Source organism: Xanthomonas pisi DSM 18956 (assembly GCF_001010415.1).
GTDB classification, from domain to species: Bacteria; Pseudomonadota; Gammaproteobacteria; order Xanthomonadales; family Xanthomonadaceae; genus Xanthomonas; species Xanthomonas pisi.
Map to the genome: position 1 here is coordinate 1 of NZ_JPLE01000045.1, position 21,539 is coordinate 21,539.

The 21,539-nt window shown below is 66.2% G+C and carries 11 protein-coding genes and 1 pseudogene; 7 read left to right on the top strand and 5 right to left on the bottom strand.

Features of this window, described 5'->3' with window-relative positions:
- Positions 1-793 precede the first annotated feature (793 nt).
- Positions 794-3,634, bottom strand: a complete 2,841-nt coding sequence (locus Y887_RS11590) for a PAS domain S-box protein (protein ID WP_425445643.1) — start codon at positions 3,632-3,634, stop codon at positions 794-796.
- Positions 3,635-3,948: 314 nt separating this feature from the next.
- On the opposite strand from Y887_RS11590, the gene Y887_RS11595 reads away from it, so the two are divergent.
- Positions 3,949-6,828 carry a M16 family metallopeptidase gene (locus tag Y887_RS11595; RefSeq protein ID WP_046964482.1) on the top strand — a complete coding sequence of 960 codons (2,880 nt, stop codon included), beginning with the start codon at positions 3,949-3,951 and terminating at the stop codon, positions 6,826-6,828.
- A 344-nt stretch (positions 6,829-7,172) separates the two neighbouring features.
- Positions 7,173-8,165 (top strand): GAF domain-containing protein, encoded by a 993-nt coding sequence (locus Y887_RS11600; protein WP_342749444.1) that lies wholly within the window; start codon positions 7,173-7,175, stop codon positions 8,163-8,165.
- A 533-nt stretch (positions 8,166-8,698) separates the two neighbouring features.
- Here the strand turns inward: Y887_RS11600 and Y887_RS11605 are convergent.
- Positions 8,699-9,709 (bottom strand): hypothetical protein, encoded by a 1,011-nt coding sequence (locus Y887_RS11605; protein WP_046964484.1) that lies wholly within the window; start codon positions 9,707-9,709, stop codon positions 8,699-8,701.
- Positions 9,710-10,302: 593 nt separating this feature from the next.
- Here Y887_RS11605 and treA point away from each other — a divergent pair.
- On the top strand, positions 10,303-11,976 hold the full coding sequence (treA, locus tag Y887_RS11610; protein WP_046964485.1) for an alpha,alpha-trehalase TreA: 1,674 nt from the start codon (positions 10,303-10,305) through the stop codon (positions 11,974-11,976).
- A 146-nt stretch (positions 11,977-12,122) separates the two neighbouring features.
- On the opposite strand, the gene Y887_RS11615 is transcribed toward treA, so the two are convergent.
- A complete protein-coding gene (locus Y887_RS11615; protein WP_245879481.1) occupies positions 12,123-13,049 on the bottom strand; it encodes an arabinan endo-1,5-alpha-L-arabinosidase in 927 nt (308 codons plus the stop codon).
- Positions 13,050-13,403: 354 nt separating this feature from the next.
- Positions 13,404-15,503 carry an NHL repeat-containing protein gene (locus Y887_RS11620; protein WP_046964487.1) on the bottom strand — a complete coding sequence of 700 codons (2,100 nt, stop codon included), beginning with the start codon at positions 15,501-15,503 and terminating at the stop codon, positions 13,404-13,406.
- A gap of 190 nt (positions 15,504-15,693) precedes the next feature.
- Between Y887_RS11620 and Y887_RS11625 the strand changes: the two genes are divergently transcribed.
- From Y887_RS11625 to Y887_RS11640, 4 genes and pseudogenes are all read left to right on the top strand, one after another.
- A complete protein-coding gene (locus Y887_RS11625; RefSeq protein ID WP_046964488.1) occupies positions 15,694-16,389 on the top strand; it encodes an AIM24 family protein in 696 nt (231 codons plus the stop codon).
- A gap of 234 nt (positions 16,390-16,623) precedes the next feature.
- The gene (locus Y887_RS11630) at positions 16,624-18,129 is read left to right on the top strand and encodes a serine hydrolase domain-containing protein (protein ID WP_162199166.1); all 1,506 of its coding nucleotides are present in this window, start codon (positions 16,624-16,626) and stop codon (positions 18,127-18,129) included.
- Between the two features lie 198 nt (positions 18,130-18,327).
- Positions 18,328-18,498, top strand: a pseudogene (locus Y887_RS20285) (AIM24 family protein); the annotation flags it as partial.
- Positions 18,499-18,652: 154 nt separating this feature from the next.
- Complete coding sequence (locus tag Y887_RS11640) at positions 18,653-20,401, top strand: serine hydrolase domain-containing protein (protein ID WP_104612379.1); 1,749 nt, start codon at positions 18,653-18,655, stop codon at positions 20,399-20,401.
- A 97-nt stretch (positions 20,402-20,498) separates the two neighbouring features.
- On the opposite strand, the gene Y887_RS11645 is transcribed toward Y887_RS11640, so the two are convergent.
- On the bottom strand, positions 20,499-21,410 hold the full coding sequence (locus Y887_RS11645; protein WP_046964489.1) for a CorA family divalent cation transporter: 912 nt from the start codon (positions 21,408-21,410) through the stop codon (positions 20,499-20,501).
- Positions 21,411-21,539 lie beyond the last annotated feature (129 nt).

A 21,539-nucleotide genomic window follows, 5' to 3' on the forward strand; every position in this document is an offset into this window, starting at 1 on the left:
AGGGGTTGGGGTGAGGGTGCCCCGTCGACCATTACATGTAGGCGGGCAAAGACGCGCACTGCCAGGGGCAGAAATGCGCCGGCAATTGAGAGATCGACAAACACCCCTCGTCACAGCTGTATCCAAACGCATTGATCAGCGCTGGCGCAGCCTGCATCGATGCAGCACCACCGCATCAAGCAGACTGCAGCGCGGAGCAGCACCACAGCTTCAGGCAGGCGCGTAGTAATGCGGCGCGCCACATGGAGCAAACTGCGTGATGCTGCAGCAGTACGTCGAGCAAACCGCAGAGTCATGGCTGACGGGGCACCTGCCTGACGTACCCTCATCCGCCCTTCGGGCACCTTCTCCCGAGGGGAGAAGGAACCGCACCACACGCTTAGCGGCTCAAGCCCCTCTCCCACCGGGAGAGGGGTTGGGGTGAGGGTGCCCCGTCGGTCGTTACATGTCGACATGCAAGACGCGCACTGCCGGTCGGCAGAAATGCGCCGGCAATCGAGAGATCGACAAACACCCCTCCTCACAGCTATATCCAAACGCATTGATCAGCGCTGGCGCAGCCTGCATCGATGCAGCACTATCGCCTAGAGCAGACTGCAGCGCGATGCAGCACCACAGCTTCAAGCAGGCGCGTAGTAATGCGGCGCGCCATATGGAGCAAGCTGCGTGATGCTGCAGCAGTACGTCGAGCAAACCGCAGAGTCATGGCTGATGGAGCGCCTGCCTGACGTACCCTCATCCGCCCTTCGGGCACCTTCTCCCGAGGGAAGAAGGTGCCCGGCTGCCGCTGACCTCAACGCGCAGCGTCGCGGCGGTGCATTGCTGCGTCCCTGCTGCAGCGCGCGTTCTTGGCGACGTACATCGCCTCGTCTGCGGCATGCATCAGGCTTGCCGCCTCGGCCCGGTCGCCGTGTTGCCAGGCGACGCCGATGCTGGGTTGGATCGGCAGCCGCTGCTCGCCGAACAGGGCGCCAGCGGAAGCCGCATGGCGGATGCGCTCGGCGACCCGGGCGCAGTCGGCCTCGGGCGCCTGCAGATTGTCCAGCAGCACCACGAATTCGTCGCCGGCCAGACGCGCGACCAGGTAACGGCCTTCCACCGCACGTTGCAGGCAATGGCCGAACTCCACCAGCACCGCGTCGCCGGCGCGGTGGCCGTAGGTGTCGTTGATGCGCTTGAAGCCATCCAGATCCAGAAACATCACCGCCACCGCGCGTTGCAACTGATGCGCCTGCTGGACGGCGTTCTGCAATGCCTCGGTCCAGGCGTGGCGGTTGGGCAGGCCGGTCAGCGCATCGCGGGTGGCGCGCTCGTGCATCAGGCGGTGCAGGGTCTTGTGCGCGGTGACGTCCTGCGCCATCAGGAAGAACCCTTGCGCCTGCCCCAGCAGGCGCCGGTTTTCCGGCACCAGGGTGATCTCCATGTCGCGTGCGTTGCCACCCACCTGCAACACGTGCTCGAAGCTGGCGCGCTGTCCTTGGGCCACCTGTGCCAGTGCGGCGCGTGCGGTCGCGCCCAGCGGCGCGCCCAGCAGATGCGTAATCGGCGACCCGACCAGGCTGGCCGGCTCCACGCCCAGCCAATCGCGGTGCGCTTCGTTGGCGAACAGGCAGCGTTGGCTTGCATCGAACTGGCTGACCAGCGCCGGGGTGGCGTCGCTGATCGCGCGCAGCCGCGCTTCGCTCTCGGCCAGACGTTCGGCGGCGACATGGCGTTCGGTGACGTCCTGGATCTGCGAAACGAAATGCACCGGTGCACCGCTACCGTCGCGCACCAGCGACACCGACAGCTGCGCCCAGATCACGGTGCCTTGCTGGCTGATGTAGCGCTTGGCCAGGCTGTAACTATCGCGCTTGCCGGCGATCAATTGCTGCACCAGCTGCAGGTCCATTTCCAGATCGTCCGGGTGGGTGATCTGCTGGAAGGTGGTACGCAGCAATTGCTCGCGCGGGTAACCGAGGATGCTGCACAAGGACGGATTGACGTCGCGCCAGGCGCCATCCAGCGAGACGATCGCCATGCCCTGCGGCGCGGTTTCGAAGGCGCCGGTGAAGCGTTCGGCGGCCAATTGTGCGGCGGCCTGCGCCTGCAGTTCGGCGGTGACGTCGATGGCCATGGCCAGATAGCCGGCCAGGCCTTGCTGCGTATCGTGGATGACGTTGAAGCACAGCCGCACCCGGCGCAGCTCGCCGTCCTTGCGTACCAGGGTCCACAATTCTTCGGCCAGCACATTGCCGGCGGCGGCCGCAGCCAGTTCCACATACGCGGGTGGCGACAACGCCAGCGTGGCCATGTGGCGCTCCAACTCGGCCTGCAGATGGAACCGCGACGGCGAGCTGCCCAGCACTTCGTCGGCCGCGTAGCCCAGCAGTTGTTCGGCACCGGGATTGAACAGCTCGATGCGCCCCTGCGGGTCGAAGGCGATGATCGCCACGTCCTGCGAGGCATCCACCAATGCCTGCAGCCGCGCGCGCTCGGCAGACAAGGCCGCCGATGCGTGCTTGAGCTGGGTGATGTCGTGCATCACGCAGACCGCGCCCAACGCAGTGCCCTTGTCGCCGACCACCGGGTCTGCATTGCACAGCACGCTGCGCGGAGGCTGACCGTTGGCACGGATCACCAGTTCGGCGTTGCGCACGTGCTCGCCGCGCCAGGCGCGCAGCAACGGAATGGCGTCGGTGGGCAGCAGTCGGTTGCCGTCCGCGTTGTACAGATCGAAATGCTGCGCCCACTGCTCAGGTGGCAGCACGCGCGGGTCGGTGCCATGCCATTGCCGCGCAGCGTGGTTGAACTCGCGCAGCAAGCCGTCGGTGCCGCAGGCCACCACGCCGTCGGGCATGGCTTCCAGCAGCATGCTCAGGGTCTGCCGCTGCGCCTGCGCATCGAGCCGATCGCGGCGCGCTTCCAGCTGGCTGACCGCCTGCCGCGCCAGTCGGATCAGCGCTTGCTTCTGATTGTCGTCGAGCACGCGCGATCTGGTGCTGAGCGTGCACAAGGTGCCGTAGGCATAGCCTTCGCGGCCGACCAGCGGCACCCCGACGTAGGAACGCACACCGGGCGCGGCGGTCACCAACGGGTTGTTGACGAAGCGTGGGTCGGCCTCGGCGTCGGGCACTTCCATCAATTCGGTGCCCATCACCGCGTAGGAGCAGAACGACACGCTGCGCGGCGTGCCCTCCAGGTCGGTACCGCAGCGCGCCTTGAACCATTGCCGGTCGGCATCCAGCAGCGACACCAGTGCCATCGGTGCGCCGGCGACATGCGACGCCAGCCAGGCGATATCGTCGAACTCGGCCTCGGCCTCGGTGTCCAGCACCCCCAGCCGGCGGACCGCCTCCACGCGCAAGGCGTCGTTGGCGGGAATCGGCACGGGCGGCAATGGGACAGTCATGGCGTGATCGGCGGGCGGCGTCTGGGCAAGAAGGTAGGTCGCCCCAAGTAACGGCGAGGCGACGATCAACTTGAGCGTGCCCAGCCGGGCCCGCTTGTGAGCTAACAAACCAGTGGCGGCCTGTGCGGGAGGGTCATAGTGGCGGGACGATCGCGCCAGCGTAAGCGACCGGCCGCTGCATCGTGCGCTTATGACCGTGCAGGCGCGTGGCGGGGCTCGACCGCCAGCCCTTGCAGTGCCCATGCCGGATCCCGGCACTGGCGCGTGCCGATGGCGCAACACCAACACGGCCAGGCAAGCTACCCACTGCAGCGCCTGCCTGTCCCCAGCACCCATGAGGCCCAAATGCCGGCCCCGACTCGAACCAGACAGCTGCCCGCTGCCACCCGCGCACGCCCGATCTCATGGCGCGCGTTCAACCCAGGACGAAGGTCTGTCGCCGTTTCCGCATTTCCGGCAGCCCGCTACCGCCGGCCGCCGCCTCCGTGCCGATCAGCATTTGCGGCCTCGCCAAGCAGCCACTACCCTCGGCCGATTGTCCCACTCTGGAGTGTCACATGCTGCGTCCGTTGTCCTTGTTGATCGCCGGCGTGCTCGGCGTCGCTGCCGGTACCGTTCCGCCCGCCGCACAGGCCGCCCCGGCCAGCCTGTCCAAGACTGCGGACAACAGCGCCATTCCCGACATCGCCTACACCCGCTTCACCCTGCCCAACGGCCTGACCGTGGTGGTGCACGAAGACCACAAGGCGCCGGTGGTGGCGGTGAGCATCTGGTACCACATCGGTTCCGGCGACGAGCCGGCCGGCAAGACCGGCTTTGCGCACCTGTTCGAGCACCTGATGTTCTCTGGCTCGGAAAACAACAAGGGCAGCTTCTTCGCGCCGCTGGAGCAGGTCGGCACCACCGACATGAACGGCACCACCTGGTTCGACCGTACCAACTACTTCGAAACCGTGCCGACCACCGCGCTGGATACCGCGCTATGGCTGGAGTCGGACCGCATGGGCCACCTGCTCGGCGCGATCGGCCAGGAAGAACTCGATACCCAGCGCGGCGTGGTGCAGAACGAAAAACGCCAGGGCGAAAACCGCCCCTATGGCCGCGTGGACCAGAACATCCTGTCCAACCTGTTCCCGGCCAACCACCCGTACCAGCACGACACCATCGGCTCGATGGAAGATCTGGACGCGGCCTCGCTGGCCGACGTGAAACAGTGGTTCAACGACAACTACGGCGCCGCCAACACCACCCTGGTGCTGGCCGGCGACATCACCGTGGCGCAGGCGCGCGCCAAGGCCGCGCAATACTTTGGCGATATCCCGTCCGGCAAGCCGGTGGCGCGTCAGCAGCCGTGGGTCACTCCGCTGGCCGCACAGAAGCGCGGCGTGCAGCACGACCATGTGTCGCAGCCGCGGATCTACCGCACCTGGGCCGCGCCGCAGCTGGGCACCGACGACATGATCCAGCTGGATCTGGCCACCACCGTGCTGGGCGGCGGCAAGACCTCGCGGCTGTATCAGCGCCTGGTCTACCAGGACAAGCTGGTCGATGACGTTTCCGCCTCGGTGCAGCCGTTTGCGCTCTCCAGCCAGGTGCAGATCCAGGCGGACGTCAAGGACGGTGTGGACCCGGCCAAGGTCGAGGCCGTGATCGACGAAGAGCTCAAGAAATTCATCGCGCAGGGCCCGACCGCCGACGAACTGCAGCGCGCCCAGGTGGCCTACCGCGCCGGCTTCGTGCGCGGGCTGGAAAAGGTCGGCGGCTTTACCGGCAAGGCGGTGCTCCTGGCCGAGGGCCAGGTCTATCGCGGCGACCCGGGCGCCTACAAGAAAGATCTGCAGCGCGGCCAGGCCGCGACCGTGGACAGCGTCAGGCAGGCCTCCGCCACCTGGTTCGGCAAGGGCGACTATCTGCTCACCGTGCTGCCGGCCGGCAAGGAGTTCGACCCGGCTGCCGAAGACAAGGCGGTGGTCGCACGCGCCGCCGAACCGGGCAAGCCGGCGCCCAAGCTGCCTGCGGCCGGCAAGTACACCGTCGCCGCCTCCAAGGTGGACCGCAGCAAGGGCGTGCCCAAGACCACCCAGTTTCCCGACCTGAGCTTTCCCAAACTGCAGCGCGGCAAGCTGAAGAACGGCATCGAGGTGGTCCTGGCCGAGCGCCACACCATCCCGGTCACCCAGGTCGAGCTGCTGTTCGACGCCGGTTACGCCGCCGACCAGGGCAAGAAACTCGGCACCGCCAGCTTCAGCGCCGCACTGATGAACGAGAGCACCGCCGCGCTGGATTCGGTGGAAGTGGCCCAGCGCAAGCAGCGCCTGGGGGCGATCACCGGCGTCGGCTGCGATCTGGATAGCTGCAGCGCCTCGCTCAATGCCCTCAACGACCAGTTGCAGCCGTCGCTGCAATTGTTCTCCGACATCGTGCGCAACCCGGCGTTCAACACGTCGGACATCGAACGCATCCGTGGCCAGTGGCTGGCCGGCATTGCACAGGAAAAGACCAAGCCCAACAGCCTGGGCCTGCGTGCGCTGCCGCCGCTGCTGTATGGCGACAAGCATCCGTACGGCATCCCGCTCACCGGCAGCGGCACCGAGGCGGCGATCAAGAGCCTCAATGCCAAGGACCTGCAGGCGTTCCACAGCCAGTGGCTACGCCCGGACAACCTGCGCATCCTGGTCGCCGGCGACACCACCCTGGCGCAGATCATCCCGCAGCTGGATGCGGCCTTCGGCGACTGGAAGGCCCCGGCCAGCCCGCTGCCGAAGAAGAACCTGGTCGATGTGGCCGCCCAACCCAAGCCGCGCGTGTACCTGATCAATCGGCCGGATGCGCCGCAATCGGTGATCCTGGCGGGCCTGCTGGCGCCACCGACCAAGAGCCCTGAGAATCTGGCCATCGGCGTGGCCGACGATGCCTTCGGCGGCACCTTCACTTCGCGGTTGAACATGAACCTGCGCGAGAACAAGCGCTGGGCCTACGGTGCCTTCACCCAGTTGCTCAATGCACAGGGCCAGCGGCCCTACATGTTCTCCGCACCGGTGCAGACCGACAAGACCGCCGAGTCGGCCAACGAGATCCTCAAGGAGGCCCGCGCCATCGTCGGCGACAAGCCACTGACCGACGAGGAGATCGAAAAGATCAAGAACCAGAACATCCGCGCCCTGCCCGGCAGCTACGAAACCACCACCGCCGTGCTCGGGGCGATCGAAGGCATCGTGCAGTTCGATCGCCCGGACGATTACGTGCAGACGCTCAAGCCGCGCCTGGAAGCGATCGACCAGCCGGCCGCGCAGAAGGCCATCGCACAGATCATCAAGCCCGACGCGATGACCTGGGTGATCGTGGGCGACCTGAAGAAGATCGAGGCCCCGGTGCGCGCGCTCAAGCTGGGCGAGGTGCAGGTGCTGGATGCCGACGGCAGGCCGGTCAAGCGCTGAGCCGCGCCGATGCCCTGCCCGCCTGCGAAATGCAGGCGGGTGGGTGAAGCGCGATGGTGCGTTGCTCGGTGCGCGGAGGTTTGAGGGATTTGCCGGTTGATCCGGTTGATCCGGTTGATCGCTTGATTAGCCGGCTGTTCCAGTGGTTGATCGACTGGTGGGTGGGCGCAGTCCGATCGCGCCGCTACCGGCATCAGGCCACACCGGCTGCTCGATTGCCCGCCTGCTGCTGCATTGCTGGGCGGTTGGCAGCAGTAAACGCCGGACCGTGGGCGATCGGCATTGCAACCCGCACGTCACTGCATCACTCCATTTCCAGCGGCGGCGGCCCTCCTATCCACGCCATGTTATCGGCCAGTCCGTTAAGGTTGGCCGCTCTCCTCGACAGGTGTTTGGCTGATCCGATGAAAGAGATGCCGACGGCAGATGAAGCCTCCCGCCAGCAGGTCCTCGATGGGTATCGCATCGTCGACAGCCTGCCGGAAGATACGTATCAGGACATCGTGCAGGTGGCCGCATCGCTATGCGATACGCCCATTGCACTGATGTCGCTGGTGGACCGCGACCGTCAGTGGTTCAAGGCCCAACTTGGCCTGGGGCTGCAACAGACCGACCGCAGCCAGGCGGTGTGCGACCACGCCATTCGCGACCCCAGCCACCTGATGGAAGTGCCGGACCTGACCCAGGACCCGCGGTTCCGCGATATTTCCGTGGTCACCGGCGACACCGGCGCGCGTTTTTACGCAGGCATGCCGTTGGTGACGACCGAAGGTGTGGCGCTGGGCACCGTCTGCGTGCTCGATACCGAACCGCGCACGCTCAACGAACACCAGCGCACCGGCTTGCAGGCGCTGGCCCGCGTCACCATGAACCTGCTGGACGCACGCCAGGAGGCGCTGCACCAGGAGCGTGCTGCCATCCTGCAGCCGGCCGCGGCCGCCGCGGCAACCGCGCTGGATGCCGAGGCGCCCTACCAGCTGGTGATCCTGGAAGTGCAGGAACTGGCCGCCCTGGCCGAACGCCAGAGCGAGCGCCTGCTTGGCCGCAACCTGCAACAGCTCGATCAGGCGTTCGCCGCACTCGTGCAGGGGCCAGGCAACAGCATCGACCGTGTCACCGACAGCGCGGAATTCATCGCCGTCCTGCGTGGCCCCGATGCCGACCGCACGCTGCAGCAGCTACGCGAGGTCGCGCAGCTGCAACAGGGACTGGGGCTGACGGTCTTGCTCGGCCAGGCGCAAGCCAACCGCGCCGACGAACCGATCGGCCAGGTCTTTTTACGCGCGGAAATTGCGCTGAGCGCAGAGAAGGATCGCTACCGGCAGAGCCTGGCCTAGCCGCTGCTTCGCTGCTGTAGCCTTAGCCGTGCCCTCACCCCAACCCCTCTCCCGCGAGCGGGAGAGGGGCTCACGGCAGCGATGGCGGACTGCCCCCCGTTTGGGACTGCCTTCCCCGTTTGGGACTGCCTTCCCCGCTTGGGACTGCCTTCCCCCGCCTGCGGGGGAAGGTGCCCGAAGGGCGGATGGGGGCCAGCCAAACCAGCTGTTCTCACCCGGATGGGCACAACGCCTTGCAGGGTGGAGCTCAGTGTTGAGTGCGCGGCTTGAGCGGTGAAGGATGTCCTGGCGTGTTTCCAGCGCATGCCTACGTTGCGCTCAGATGGCGGTCTGCCGCCGTGCCCTCACCCCAACCCCCGCTCTGCGCCCCGGCCCGCGCTTGCGGCGCGGGCGCTCCGAGGCACGCGCGCCCGTGGCGCGCCAGCCGTGCCTTCTCGCCCCGCGGGCGGGAGAGGAGCTCACAGCAGCGATCGGCGGACTGCCGTAGCGCCGTAGCGTTCAATCAGATCTACGAGGCAGCGCAAACGTCCCACCTACCCCACCGCGCACTGCTTCAATTGCCGGTCGGCGTACCACAGCGCGCGACGCGCCAGGTCGTAGGCACTGTCGGCCTGACGTGGCAACAGCTGTGCAGCCATTACTGGGTCGGCGCCATTGTTGAGCGCGTGTTCGGCGCGCTCCAGGTCGGACAGATGCGTGCGGACCGGCGACAGCAGCGATTTTCGCCTGGACCCATCGCAGCGTGCGCTGCGTTGTTCCAGCGCCGCCAATGCCTCGCGAATGCGGCGGCTGGCTTCGCCCTTGAGGTCGGGCAAGGTTTCGTGTGCGATCGGCGCGGCCTTGTACGCATCGCCGGTGGCTTCGCTGCCCATTTCTGCCTGATTCCCGGCCAGCGCAGGATTGAAGCGCACGTCCGGCGGCGGGCGGGCCTTGGCCACCTGCGTCTGCGGCCCGTTGAGCATGTCGTTGAACTTTTTCATGCCGCGATTCATTTCCTGCATCGCCACATCGCCCAGGGTGCCGTCGCTCTTCCAATCCTTGGCAAAGCGCGTGTCCTGGTACTGCACCGGGTTGACCCGCTCCATCACGTTGCGCGCCTTGGCCTGCGCCCGCGCGTCGGTCATACCCGGCGGCGCTGCGCCGCCTTGCGCCATCGGGTCCACCTTGGTGTCGAGCGGCATGCGCAGACGGCCCTCGCGGGTATACAGCTGCGCTGCCATCGATGCGTCGGCCGGCGCGTTGGCGGCCGCGACCTGGCGCTGCGGCGGCGGGGTGCGCGTGGGCGGCGGCGCACGACGGGCAGCCGATGCGGAAGCGGCGCTGGCGCGTTGTTGCCGCCTGGGCTGTTCCTGCGGCGGCGGCTCGACCGGCGGCGTCACCTGCGGACGCGGCAGGAAATACACCTGCAGGCTTTCATCCTGCTGCACGGCCAGACGCGGAGCCGGCATGTACAACAACAGGCACGCAAGAAAAAACAGGATGGCGCCCGTGCATGCGGCTGCAGCAACATGCGCGACAAGCGCTTCCTTCCTGCGGGTGATCACAATGCGGGAGACCGATAAGGTAAGAGACGGGCACCGCACCACCAACCCCGGTGCGGAGCGCGCAAATCTAGCGGTCGCGGCGTTTACGCGCGTTTGAAATTCGTTGTCTGCTCGACAGCGACCAGTCGCCATTCACATTGGACGCAGCCCCCGGCTCTACCGATCACGCATCGCGCGGTCAGGGTGCGCGCTGACCGGTGCCGGCTGATCGGCCGGGCAGTCCCGGGCCGGGCACTGACACTGACACTGACACTGACGCAGAGGTGCCTACGTCGGCCCCTCTGCGTGCGCAGCTCCATCATCCGCGGCCGTATCGTCGACCTCGGCCATGCGCGCTTGCCGCCTGCCTGTCGTGCGCTGGCGCACTTCTTGCAACGATGGCATTGGACTCAGTGCGCCGTCGCGACGCTCAAGCTGCCTGCATCGGCGCCGATACGCCTGGATTGGCGCACGTTGCGGCGGCGCGCCGGATCACCTTGCTGAATCCCGTTGTCACTGCGCGAAATCTGCCGGCGTTGCGGCAGCGCACGCGGTCCCGCCTGCCACTTCGGTCGTTTACCATGCCTGACGCCACTGCCCGTTCTGGAGATGCCATGAGTTCTGCCGCGCCCCCGTGCTGCACGTCGCTGCTTGGCCTGTCGCTGAGCATGTTCGTCGCGCCGTGCACGCTGACTGCCGCGCCGATGGACACTCCGGTCGTCAATGCGCCTGCGTCCACGCCGCCGACGCCCGATGTGGCCTACCCGGAACTGTTCCAGGCCGTACAGAGCGGCGAGCTGTTCGACGACCAGAAGCATTTCGTCGACTTCCTGCCGCTGCGCGACCCGGCCCTGATCAACGCCGACTATCTGGCGCAGCACGATCACCCGGGCTTCGATCTGCGCAAGTTCGTGGATGCCAATTTCGAAGAATCGCCGCCGGTGCAGACCGACGCCATCCGCCAGGACACCGCGCTGCGCGAACATATCGACCTGTTGTGGCCGAAGCTGGTGCGCAGCCAGACCCAGGTGCCGCCGCACAGCAGCCTGCTGGCGCTGCCGCACCCGTACGTGGTGCCTGGCGGGCGCTTCCGCGAGGTGTACTACTGGGATTCCTACTTCACCATGCTGGGCCTGGTGAAGAGCGGCGAGACCACGCTCAGCCGCCAGATGCTGGACAACTTCGCCTACCTGATCGATACCTACGGGCATATCCCCAACGGTAACCGCAGCTACTACCTCAGCCGTTCGCAGCCGCCGTTCTTCTCCTACATGGTGGAACTGCAGGCCGGCGTGGAAGGCGAGGCGGTCTATCAGCGGTATCTGCCGCAGCTGCAAAAGGAATACGCGTACTGGATGCAGGGCAGCGACGGGCTCCAGCCCGGCGAAGCCGCGCGCCATGTCGTGCGCCTGGCCGATGGCAGCGTGCTCAACCGCTACTGGGACGAGCGCGACACGCCGCGCCCGGAAGCCTGGTTGCACGACACCCGCACCGCGGCCGAAGTGAAGGACCGTCCGGCCGCCGAGGTCTACCGCGACCTGCGTGCCGGCGCCGAAAGCGGCTGGGACTACACCAGCCGCTGGCTGGCCGATGGACAGAACCTGCGCACCATCCGCACCACCGCCATCATTCCGATCGACCTCAACAGCCTGCTGTATCACCTGGAGCGCACCCTGGCGCAGGCGTGTACGCAGCCGGGTGCCGAGTGCACGCTCGATTACGCCGCACTGGCGCAGCAACGCAAGCAGGCCATCGATGCGCATCTGTGGAACAAGGCCGGCTATTACGCCGACTACGACTGGCAGACGCGTACGCTGAGCAATCAGGTCACCGCCGCAGCGCTGTATCCGCTGTTCGCCGGCTTGGCCTCGGACGATCACGCCAAACGCACCGCCAGCACCGTGCGTCACACGCTGCTGCGCCCGGGCGGCTTGGCCACCACCGCGGTGAAGACCGGACAACAATGGGACGAGCCCAACGGCTGGGCGCCACTGCAGTGGGTGGCGGTGGACGGCTTGCGTCGCTACGGCGAAGACGCACTGGCGCGCACCATCGGCGAGCGTTTCCTCAGCCAGGTGCAGGCGCTGTTCGCACGCGAGCACAAGCTGGTCGAAAAATACGGGCTGGATGCCGATGCGGCCGGGGGCGGCGGCGGCGAATACGCCTTGCAGGACGGCTTTGGCTGGACCAATGGCGTGACCTTGATGCTGTTGAATCTGTATCCGGACTCAGCGACCAAGGCGGCGCCGGCCAAACGCGTGCGCAAGCCCGAAGCGACCACGCGCTGAGCGTGCGCCAGCGCTGCCGGGCAGTGCTCGGCAGCGCTGGCGGCAGCGTCGTTTCGGCAGTCAGCAGCACCGGCAGATCACGGCAACACGCATCGCCCGATCGCTGCGCCATTGCAGGGCGCAGCGGCGTGTGTGGTTGCTCGCTGCTACTGCACCACCGGCCATGCACTGCCGTCGTAACCCAGCCGATTGATGCCCAGGCGCGCGTCGCCGCGGTCGTCGTAGTAGTGGTAGACCAGGATATCGCCGTCGCCATCGCGGAACACCGATTGCCCACCCGGCCCATGCATGCTGCCCACCCCGGACTGGATCACCGTACCGCCGCCGTTGCGCATGTCCACACCGGCGCGATCCAGATACGGCCCGGTCACCGAGCGCGCACGCCCCACCGCGATCTTGTAGGTGCTGCTGGCGCCCTTGCAGCACGCATCGAACGACACGAACAGGTAGTACCAGCCGTTGGCCTGCTGGATGAACGGTGCTTCCACCGCGCCCGGGGACGGCCGGCTCGCCAGGCTGTAGCGCGCCGTGTTGCCGGACAGCTGCTTGCCGGTGCCCGGATCGAGCTGGATCAGCTTGATCCCCGACCAGAACGAGCCGAACGCCAGCCACCACTTGCCGTTACCGTCCACCACCAGATTGCCGTCGATGGCGTTGTAGTCGTCGCTGCCTTTGGAGGTGTAGACGATGCCTTGATCCTTCCACGAGCCAGGCTTGCCGGTGCTGCTGCTGGCAAGCGCAATCGCCGAGGTATTGGTGGCGAACCTGGAGGCGGTGTAATACATCAGGTACTTGCCGCCGTGGAAGGACACATCCGGCGCCCACAGCTGGTTGTCCGGGTTGTAGCTGCGCACCCAGCTCGGCATGCTGCTGAAGATCGCGCCCGCATTGCTGAATTTGGTCCGGTCGGTACTGGTGACCACACCGGTGGTGGCATAGATGTAGTAACGCCCATCGCTCAACTTGAGCATCGACGGGTCGTGCACGATGGTGTCGCCGCTCACCACACCCGGCCCCACTGCCGCCTGCACGGGTGCGCTGTGCACGCCAGTGGCAGCAGCGATCAGGGCCAACAGTGACGCGGTTGCGCCGCCACGCAGCGACATTCCAGACCAGCCCCCATCCACTCGACTGCCAGCAACCACGCGCATCGCCGCACTCCTTGAACAACGTAAAGACGCTTTTCTGCAGGAGCAATCTAGCCCGGCGGCACTGCCACGAATCCGACGCCGATCTCAGAAGCACGGCGCCGGCAGGCTTGGTCCCGTGTTTTGCGACGCGCCTTCGACGCGGAGCGTGCGATGCAGCTGAGTGCCGGGCGTACGTCATGTGGATCCGATCGCGATAGCAGCGATGTCGTGCGCAGGCGCCTGCGCGCGCATGCGTCGCCGATGCACTGCGGCGTCGCCGATGCGACGCTGTCTGCATCATTCCACCCGCACGCGCAGGTCCCGGTTGGCGATCGCCTCATTGCCGCTGTAATCGCGCGCGGTCATGCGCAGGACGTAATCGCCCGGCGGCAGCGCGCCGGCCTGCCACTGCCCGCTGCCGAGACGGCCATCGCGCACCGTGTTGCTGACCATGTAGCGGAACCGCGTCACCGCGCTGCCATGCACGGTGATGCCGCTCTCGGGCGCGTAGGCGGTCAAGACGGCATCCGGGTCGCCGGGCATGCGGTCGAACACGATCGTCATGCGCGGCTCCGCCTCGCCCGCCAGCGGCGCGCCCTGCGCATCCAGCACCTGATACCCCAGCGCGTACAGCCCCAGACGACGACGCGGCAGATTGCGATCCACCTGGTCCCACGCCTCGACCACGATCTGCACCCCCGCCGCGCGGGGCACCTGCACCACGCCGTTGGTCACCGCTAATGGCTGGCCCGCCGCATCGAGCAGACTCACCTTGTCGATACGCGGCGCCACATGATCCGCGTAGCCGACAAACCCCAGCTGCACCGCATTGCGCTCGAAGCCGTTGGCACCAACAGTCAGATGCACATGCGCCATGCCATTGAGCGTGCCCAGTGCATCGCCGGCGCGAAATCGCGTGCCGCGCAGTACGCGCACACGCTCGGGTTTGCCGTCGGCGTCGGCCAGCAGATGAAAGCGTTCCGGGTCCAGCAGCTTGCCTTGCGCGGTACGGCCCACGCGCAGATGGATGTAGCCGATCGTGTCCAGTGCCAGGCCTTCGCTCAATTGCCCCAGCCCCCAACTGGCATTGGGACTGGACACCTTGGCATCGGCAATCGCAACGACCGTCTGGCCGACATCGCCGCGGATGTCCAGGCCCGCATGCAGATGATCGCGACTGACTCCCTGGTAGTTGCCGCGCACCTCGCCGAGCGTGCCCACCACTTCATGCCATCCGGTCTGCGGCTGCAATGGCCAGCGGCCCTGGGTGACCGGCAAGGGCTGCGCATCGGCAGGCCCCACCACGGGCGAGGCATCCGCGTTCGCCGCAGTTGCCGGCACCAACCGATGCACGCGCGCGCTGCCCGCGTCGCTGACGTACACCGCGCCCTGCGCATCCACCGCCATCCCCGCCGGGCGCGACAGGCGTTGCATCACGTCCTCGCCGCTCATCGTCACCACATGCCCGGCACGCGTCACCTGCAGCACACGCCCGCTTGCATCGCCCACGTACAGCACGCCGTCGTGGGTGAGCGCAAGAGTCATCGGGCGATGCAACAGCGGGCTGAGGTCGGCAGGATCGCCGCCGATCAAGGTACTGACGCTGCCATCGGGGGCGATACGGCGGATCGCGTCGTTACGCATGTCGGCCACCCACACCACACCGTGCGCATCCACTTCAAGGTCGGTCGGCGTATCGAAGCGCGCCTGATCGCCGACGCCATCGGCCATGCCGGGCAAGGCGCCGCCGGCCAAGGTGCGGACCTGTCCATCGGGCGCGATGACGCGGATGCGATCGTTGTAGGTATCGGCGACATACACGCGCCCCTGCGCATCCACCGCCACGCCCATCGGCCCATTGAAGCGCGCCTGCGACGCCGCACCGTCGGCAAAGCCCGCACTGCCGTCGCCGGCGAGGGTGGTCACCACGCCTTGCGGTGTGCGCTTGCGGATCGCGTGATTGCCGGTGTCGGCGATATACAGATTACCGGCCGCGTCCAAGGCGATCCCCGATGGCGTATTGAACGCCGCGGCCGCGCCCGTGCCATCGGCAAAACCTTCGCGCCCTCCCGCGAGCGTCTGGACGCTGCCGTTGGGGAGGATGGCGCGGATCCGGTTGTTGTCGCCGCCGTCGGCGATGTACAGCACGCCATGCGCGTCGATCGCCAGGCCGCCAGGGTCGGCAAACTGCGCGTCGGCCGCACGGCCATCCTGCGCGCCACGCACACCGTTGCCGGCCACCCACTGCAACTGCGCCAGCCATCCCAATGGCGTTGCAGCCGGGCCCTGCGCCTGCGGCAATGGCGTTGGTGCCGGCATCCACCACCATGTCGCCAGCAACGCGGTTGCGGTGATCACCAGCACCGCACAGATCCACAGCCTGGGTCGTGTTGCCATGCAAGTCGCGTCTGTCAGAGGAACCGCACTTTAAACGCGTTCGGCAGCGTACGAGGTTGGTTGTGGCATTGAGACGCTGCGTTCAACGCCGCGTCGAGCTGCGGCAAGCACACGCTCCTGCGCGCGCACGCAGGAGCTGCCGACATCCAGGCCGCGTATCATGCGCACTCTTTCACTTCCAGGACGGACCATGGCCGTACGCTCGCTCAACGAATTTCTTGCCCACTCCAAGGAAAAGGACCTCAGCCCCGATCCGTTCGAGCTGGAAAACCCGCATCTGCTGGAAGTACGCCTGGACGGCATGGTGTGGTCCAAGGCCGGCGCCATGGTCGCGCGCACCGGCAACGTCAAGTTCACCCGCGAGGGCTTGCTGGAACAGGGCCTGGGCAACCTGCTGAAGAAGGCTGTCAGCGGCGAAGGCATGCAGCTGATGAAGGCCGAAGGCCAGGGCCGCGTGTATCTGGCCGACCTCGGCAAGCTGGTGACGCTGCTGCGCTTGAATGGCGAGGCGATCTTCGTCAACGGCAACGACGTGCTGGCGTTCGAGTCCGGCGTCGAACACAAGATCACGATGATGCGCAAAGTGGCCGGCATGCTGTCCGGCGGCCTGTTCAACGTGCGCCTGAGCGGCCACGGCATCGTGGCGATCACCTCGCACTACGAACCGCTGACGCTACCGGTGACCGCCGCCAGCGGCCCGGTGTTTACCGACCCGAACGCCACCGTGGCGTGGTCGGGCACCTTGACGCCGGAGCTGGTGACCGACGTCTCGATCGGCACGCTGTTTGGCCGCGGCTCGGGCGAAAGCCTGCAGATGCGCTTTGCCGGGGAAGGTTGGGTGGTGGTGCAGCCGTACGAAGAAGCCAGCTTTCAAGCCAAGGGTTGATGTACGTCTACCCGGCCACGTGATTGCGTGGCTGGGTAGCACGGCGCACAGACTTGCACCCTCGATGTCTGTGCTGACCGATAACAGGCTTCGCGCGATCACGGCGTTCGCAGTGAAACGAATGCCCGCGCTCGACCAAAAGCGCGCATTGAAAGCCGGTGTCTTTGCCGCTACCTTGCGAGCACGTACGGGGACCTATCGGCCTGCATGGCCGCGACCTATGGAGAGGTAACGATGGTGCGACGTGTTGGAACAGCCGTTCTGCACGGCTCGGTCATTGCCGGGCTATTGCTCTCCACACCCGGCGTTGCGCAGCCAAGCCGCTGCCCCTTGCCCGCCGCATCCGCAGGTGGGGCCAGCAACGCGCATACCCGCTACGTGCAGTCGACCTTGCGGCCGCCGGTCATCCAACCAGGCGAGAAGCCATTTCGTCTGGCCGAACGACTGCAGCAGTACGGCGTACCGGGAATCAGCGTCGCCGTGATCCACAAGGGCAAGCTCGACTGGGTCCGCGGCTGGGGGCTGCGCGACGCTGCCAGCTGCGCGCCGGTCACAGCGGACACTGCCTTTCAGGCGGCATCGATCAGTAAGCTGGTGACGGCGACACTGGCGCTGAGACTGGTCGAACACGGCCATATCGGGCTGGATCAGGACATCAACAAGGCGCTGCGATCCTGGCAACTGCCACGCGACGCAACGCTGGCGCCTGACGGTGTCAGCCTTCGCCAGCTGCTCAGTCACACCGCCGGACTCGGCGTCCATGGCTTCGCCGGCTATTTGCCGGATGCACCGCTGCCGACGCCGGCCCAGATCCTAGACGGCACGCCGCCGAGTAACAGTGCTGCGGTCCGCAGCGTGCTGCCAGCAGGAGCACAATTTCAGTATTCGGGCGGCGGATACGTGCTGACGCAACTGGCCCTCTCCGACGTGAGCCGGATGCCCTTCGCAGAACTTGCGCAACGCGAGCTCTTTCAACCACTCGGCATGACGCGAAGCGCCTACGCGCAGCCGCCGTCAGCGGACATCCGCACCGACATGGCATTCGGTCACGCCAATGGCGTGCCGATTCCAGGCAATTACCACGTGTATCCGGAACTGGCGCCCGCGGGGCTGTGGACAACGGCGGGTGACCTGGCGCGTTTGCTGATGGACATCCAGGCCTCTGCCGCTGGCAAAACCGCGCACCGCCTTTCGCCGCGCATGACACAGCAGATGCTGACGCCGGTCAAAGGCAATTGGGGACTGGGCGCCGCGCTGTACACCACAGGCCCCCTGCGATTCGGCCATGACGGCCTCAACGAAGGTTTCCAATCTTTCATGGTTGCCTACGCGGGCAAAGGCGAAGGCATCGTGGTGCTGACCAATGGCGGCCAGGCACGGCGGCTGATCGACGAAGTCGTCCGCGCCGTCGCAACCGACTATGGCTGGCCGGACATTGCACAACCGGCGAGCGAGGAAAAGAAACTATCGCTCGCCGAACTTTCCAAAGCTGCCGGGCGCTTTGAAGGCGGCGGGCTCAATGTGGTGCTTGAAGCGCGTACGGAGGGATTGTTTGCGCACGCCGGCGGTCCGGCTCCCGAACGCTTGCTCGCACTCTCTCCAACGCGCTTCCGATCCGAAGCGCTCGGCGTCACGGTCGAGTTCGCGCCGGATTTTTCGAGCTGCACCGTCATCGAAGGCGGCCCGCCGATGCAGCTGGTGCGCACGGAGGCAGTGCAATCTGCAGCAAAAAAAGAGTGATCCGTTGGACATGCACGGGCGATGGCTGCCCTGGCAGCACATCGCAACGGGGCTGCTCGATGCAGCGTTGCATCGCATCGCCAAGCAGTGGTCTGCATCAGGCCACTTGATGGCGGCCGTCGGTGGCCCAGACCAGGTGTTGAAGACGCAACTGCACCCACCGCGCGCGCGATCATATCCACCCACGTTTGCAGAACCACGCCCCCCAATGCCACCGTGGCTTGGTCGGGCACGCTGACGCCGGAACTCGTCACCGACGTGTCGATCGGCACGCTGTTCGGCCGCGGCTCGGGCGAAAGCCTGCAGATGCGCTTTGCTGGCGAGGGCTGGGTGGTGGTGCAGCCGGCAGTCATTCGCTACGGTGCGTGACTTCCACAGCACCTTGCGACAAGCGCTCGATCCGCGCGACCGCCAGCAGCCATGCTCGCGACAGCAAAGCCAATGACTTTTGGGCCACGCTGAGCCACGCAGCACAGTGCTAGCTTGCTCCGTACACAACTGCTTGGTACGCCGGATGACCCGCATGCAAGCTACTGTTTCCGTCTTGCTGGCAGCATCCATCGCTATGACCTGTGCCACGCAGCCCACGCTTGCGCAGGCCGCCGACACGTCGCCTGCTGATCGGCACGCGCAAGTCGATGCGATCTTCGCGCCATGGAGTGGCAACACCACGCCCGGCTGTGCCGTCGGGATTTCTCGCGACGGCACGCTGGAGTACGCGCGTGGCTATGGCATGTCGAATCTGGAATACGACACCCCGATCACGCCGAAGTCGATTTTCTACGCTGCCTCCATCTCCAAGCAGTTCACCGCGTTTTCGATCGGGCTGCTGGCACAGGACGGCAAGCTGTCACTCGACGACGATATCCGCAGATACGTTCCGGAAATTCCTGATTACGGCAACACGATCACCATTGCGCATCTGGTCCACCACACAAACGGTCTGCGCGAGCAAGGCCAGCTGTTGAACCTGGCCGGTTGGCGTGGCAATGACCTGTACAACCAAGCCGACATGCTCTGGGCGTTGACCCGGCAACGCGGTACGAATTTTGACCCGGGTACGGAGGTCGTGTACGGCAACTCCGCCTACACGCTACTGGCTGTGATCGTGCAGCGCGTCTCTGGCAAGTCACTGCGGTCGTTCGCCGACGAGCGCATCTTCAAGCCGCTCGGCATGGCAGACACCCATTACCATGATGACCACACCGAGATCGTGCAGCGGCGCGCAGCGGCCTATGGTAGCCGCGAAGGCGGTGGCTGGCGGATCAGCGTCCCCAACATCGACTATTACGGCTCGACCGGTCTGTTCACCACCGTCGGCGATTTGCTGAAGTGGGAGCAGAACCTGGTTGATGCCCGCTTGGGCGGGCAGGCGCTGGCAAGCTGGATGCGAACGTCTGGCAAGTTGAACGATGGCACCCGGACCCAATACGGCGCCGGCCTGAGATTGGCCGGTTACCGCGGCCTGCGCATGGTGAGCCACGACGGCGCGGATGGTGGCTACCGCACGGAGGCCACGCTCTTTCCGGACCAGCAGCTGGCGATCGTAGCGCTGTGCAACGGCTCCACGATCGCGCCTACCGAGCTCACGCGCAAGGTGGCCGACGTCTACCTACGCGACCGCATGACCGAAGCGGCGCTGTTGCCGGAAGTGAAAATGCCGGAAGTGAAAATGCCGGAAGCCGAGCAGTCGGCGTTGGCCGGTGTCTACTGGAGCCCGTTGACGGACGAAGTGGTGCGGATGGAATGGAAAGACGGCGCGTTGCGCCAGGTCGGTATCCCCACGGCGTTGGTGCCGATCGGCGGCGGCACCTTCCGTCCGGCCGGGTTGCCGCACGCCTGGCGATTCATTCCGCCAGGAGCCGGCGCACCGCTCGATGCACAACCCGAACTGCGCATCAAGGATTTCTGGCCCACCGAGAGAGTGTTCGCCCGCGTCGTTGCACCCATGCCGACTGCGACCGCGATGGCCTCCTTCGCCGGGCAATACCGCAGCGACGAAACCGACATGACCTACACTGTGCGCATCGCCGACGGCAAGCTGATGCTGTCCTGGCCGCGCCAGTACGACATTGCGCTCGACTCGGTCGGCGGCGACCGCTTCGTTGGCGCGCGTGGCACGGTCACGTTCACGCGGAAGGCGTCTGGCATGGTGGATGGCTTGACGATCAGCAACCGGCGTTTACGCCGGCTGCGCGCAGAGCGGCTCACGGCAAGGGACGAACCAGTGATGCGAACGACTGCAGCAGCAGGCAAAACTACTGTCTGGTGATGCATTGGCATGGCGGCGCGTTCGGCTGCTTTTCTGGATCGCTCAGGACTGGCCAGCAGCACGGTCAATGCGTCGCAGGCTCACCCACGCTCAACCATCACACCCACCCACGCTTGCGAAACCACGCCAGCGGAATCACCACGCTCAATGCGATCGCGCCCAGCGCCCAGAAATAGTGGTCGTGCCCCTTGAGTTCGGGCATGTAGGCGAAGTTCATGCCCCAGATGCCGACCAGCACGGTGGGCGGAATGCCGACCACCGACGCCACCGCCATCACCTTCATCACGTTGTTCTGGTCCATGTTGATCATGCCCAGCACGCTGTCGAGCAGGAACTCGATGCGATCGTCCATGTGCTGCTGGAATTCGCTCAAGGTGGTCAGGTCCTTGTGCAGCATTCCGATCCGTTTGGCCGCATCGGCGGCAAACCAGTCCGGCGCGGCGCCATCCAGATAGGTGACCAGCCGCAGCAGGCCCTGCCCGGCGTTGTGCAGGCCGCCCAGCTGGCGGCCCATGCCGCCGACCTGATGCAGCATGCGCTCCAGATCCTTGGTCTTGTGTGGGCTGTCGAACACCTGCCGCGTAGTCTCGGTGACTGCCGCTTCGAGCGCTTCAAGCCGGTCTGCCAACCGCCCCACCAGTTGGTCGAACATGCGTAACAGCAAATCGTCCGAGCTGTGACAGGGTTCGTGCTGCAGCCGCGCGGTCAAGGCTTCCAATGAGCCGATGCGCTGCTCGCGCAAGGTCACCAGCATGGTCGGCGACAGCGCAAACCCCAGCGGCGCAGTGGGGCCATCCTCGTCCTGGAAACGCGGCACGTTGAGAAACAGCACATCGCCCTGGCGACGCACCCGGCTACTGAATTCGATCTCGCCGATCGCTGCACGGTCGGGCAACGCAAATCCGACCTTGTCGGCGGCTTGTGCCAACTCCTGCGTGCTCGGCTGGCACAGGTCGACCCAGCAGCCTTGGCTGTGCTGGGTTCCGGCAATCGGGTGGATCGTGATCATGCGGCAGGCCGTGGCGATGGATGGCGGCGAGCATCCTGCCCTGCCCGAGCCGCGTCAACGCCACGCGCGAACGCGCTCAGCTGGCAGTGGCCTTTATCGCGGTGCCGTGCACTCAAACACACGAAAGCC

What these genes read in the sequence shown, in the direction of transcription:
- Y887_RS11640 (WP_104612379.1), top strand. Translation starts at nt 18,653, where the DNA reads ATGCAAGCTACTGTTTCCGTCTTGCTGGCAGCATCCATCGCTATGACC.
- Y887_RS11620 (WP_046964487.1), bottom strand. Translation starts at nt 15,503, where the DNA reads ATGGCAACACGACCCAGGCTGTGGATCTGTGCGGTGCTGGTGATCACC.
- Y887_RS11645 (WP_046964489.1), bottom strand. Translation starts at nt 21,410, where the DNA reads ATGATCACGATCCACCCGATTGCCGGAACCCAGCACAGCCAAGGCTGC.
- Y887_RS11630 (WP_162199166.1), top strand. Translation starts at nt 16,624, where the DNA reads ATGGTGCGACGTGTTGGAACAGCCGTTCTGCACGGCTCGGTCATTGCC.
- Y887_RS11595 (WP_046964482.1), top strand. Translation starts at nt 3,949, where the DNA reads ATGCTGCGTCCGTTGTCCTTGTTGATCGCCGGCGTGCTCGGCGTCGCT.
- treA (WP_046964485.1), top strand. Translation starts at nt 10,303, where the DNA reads ATGAGTTCTGCCGCGCCCCCGTGCTGCACGTCGCTGCTTGGCCTGTCG.
- Y887_RS11625 (WP_046964488.1), top strand. Translation starts at nt 15,694, where the DNA reads ATGGCCGTACGCTCGCTCAACGAATTTCTTGCCCACTCCAAGGAAAAG.
- Y887_RS11590 (WP_425445643.1), bottom strand. Translation starts at nt 3,634, where the DNA reads ATGGGCACTGCAAGGGCTGGCGGTCGAGCCCCGCCACGCGCCTGCACG.
- Y887_RS11600 (WP_342749444.1), top strand. Translation starts at nt 7,173, where the DNA reads ATGTTATCGGCCAGTCCGTTAAGGTTGGCCGCTCTCCTCGACAGGTGT.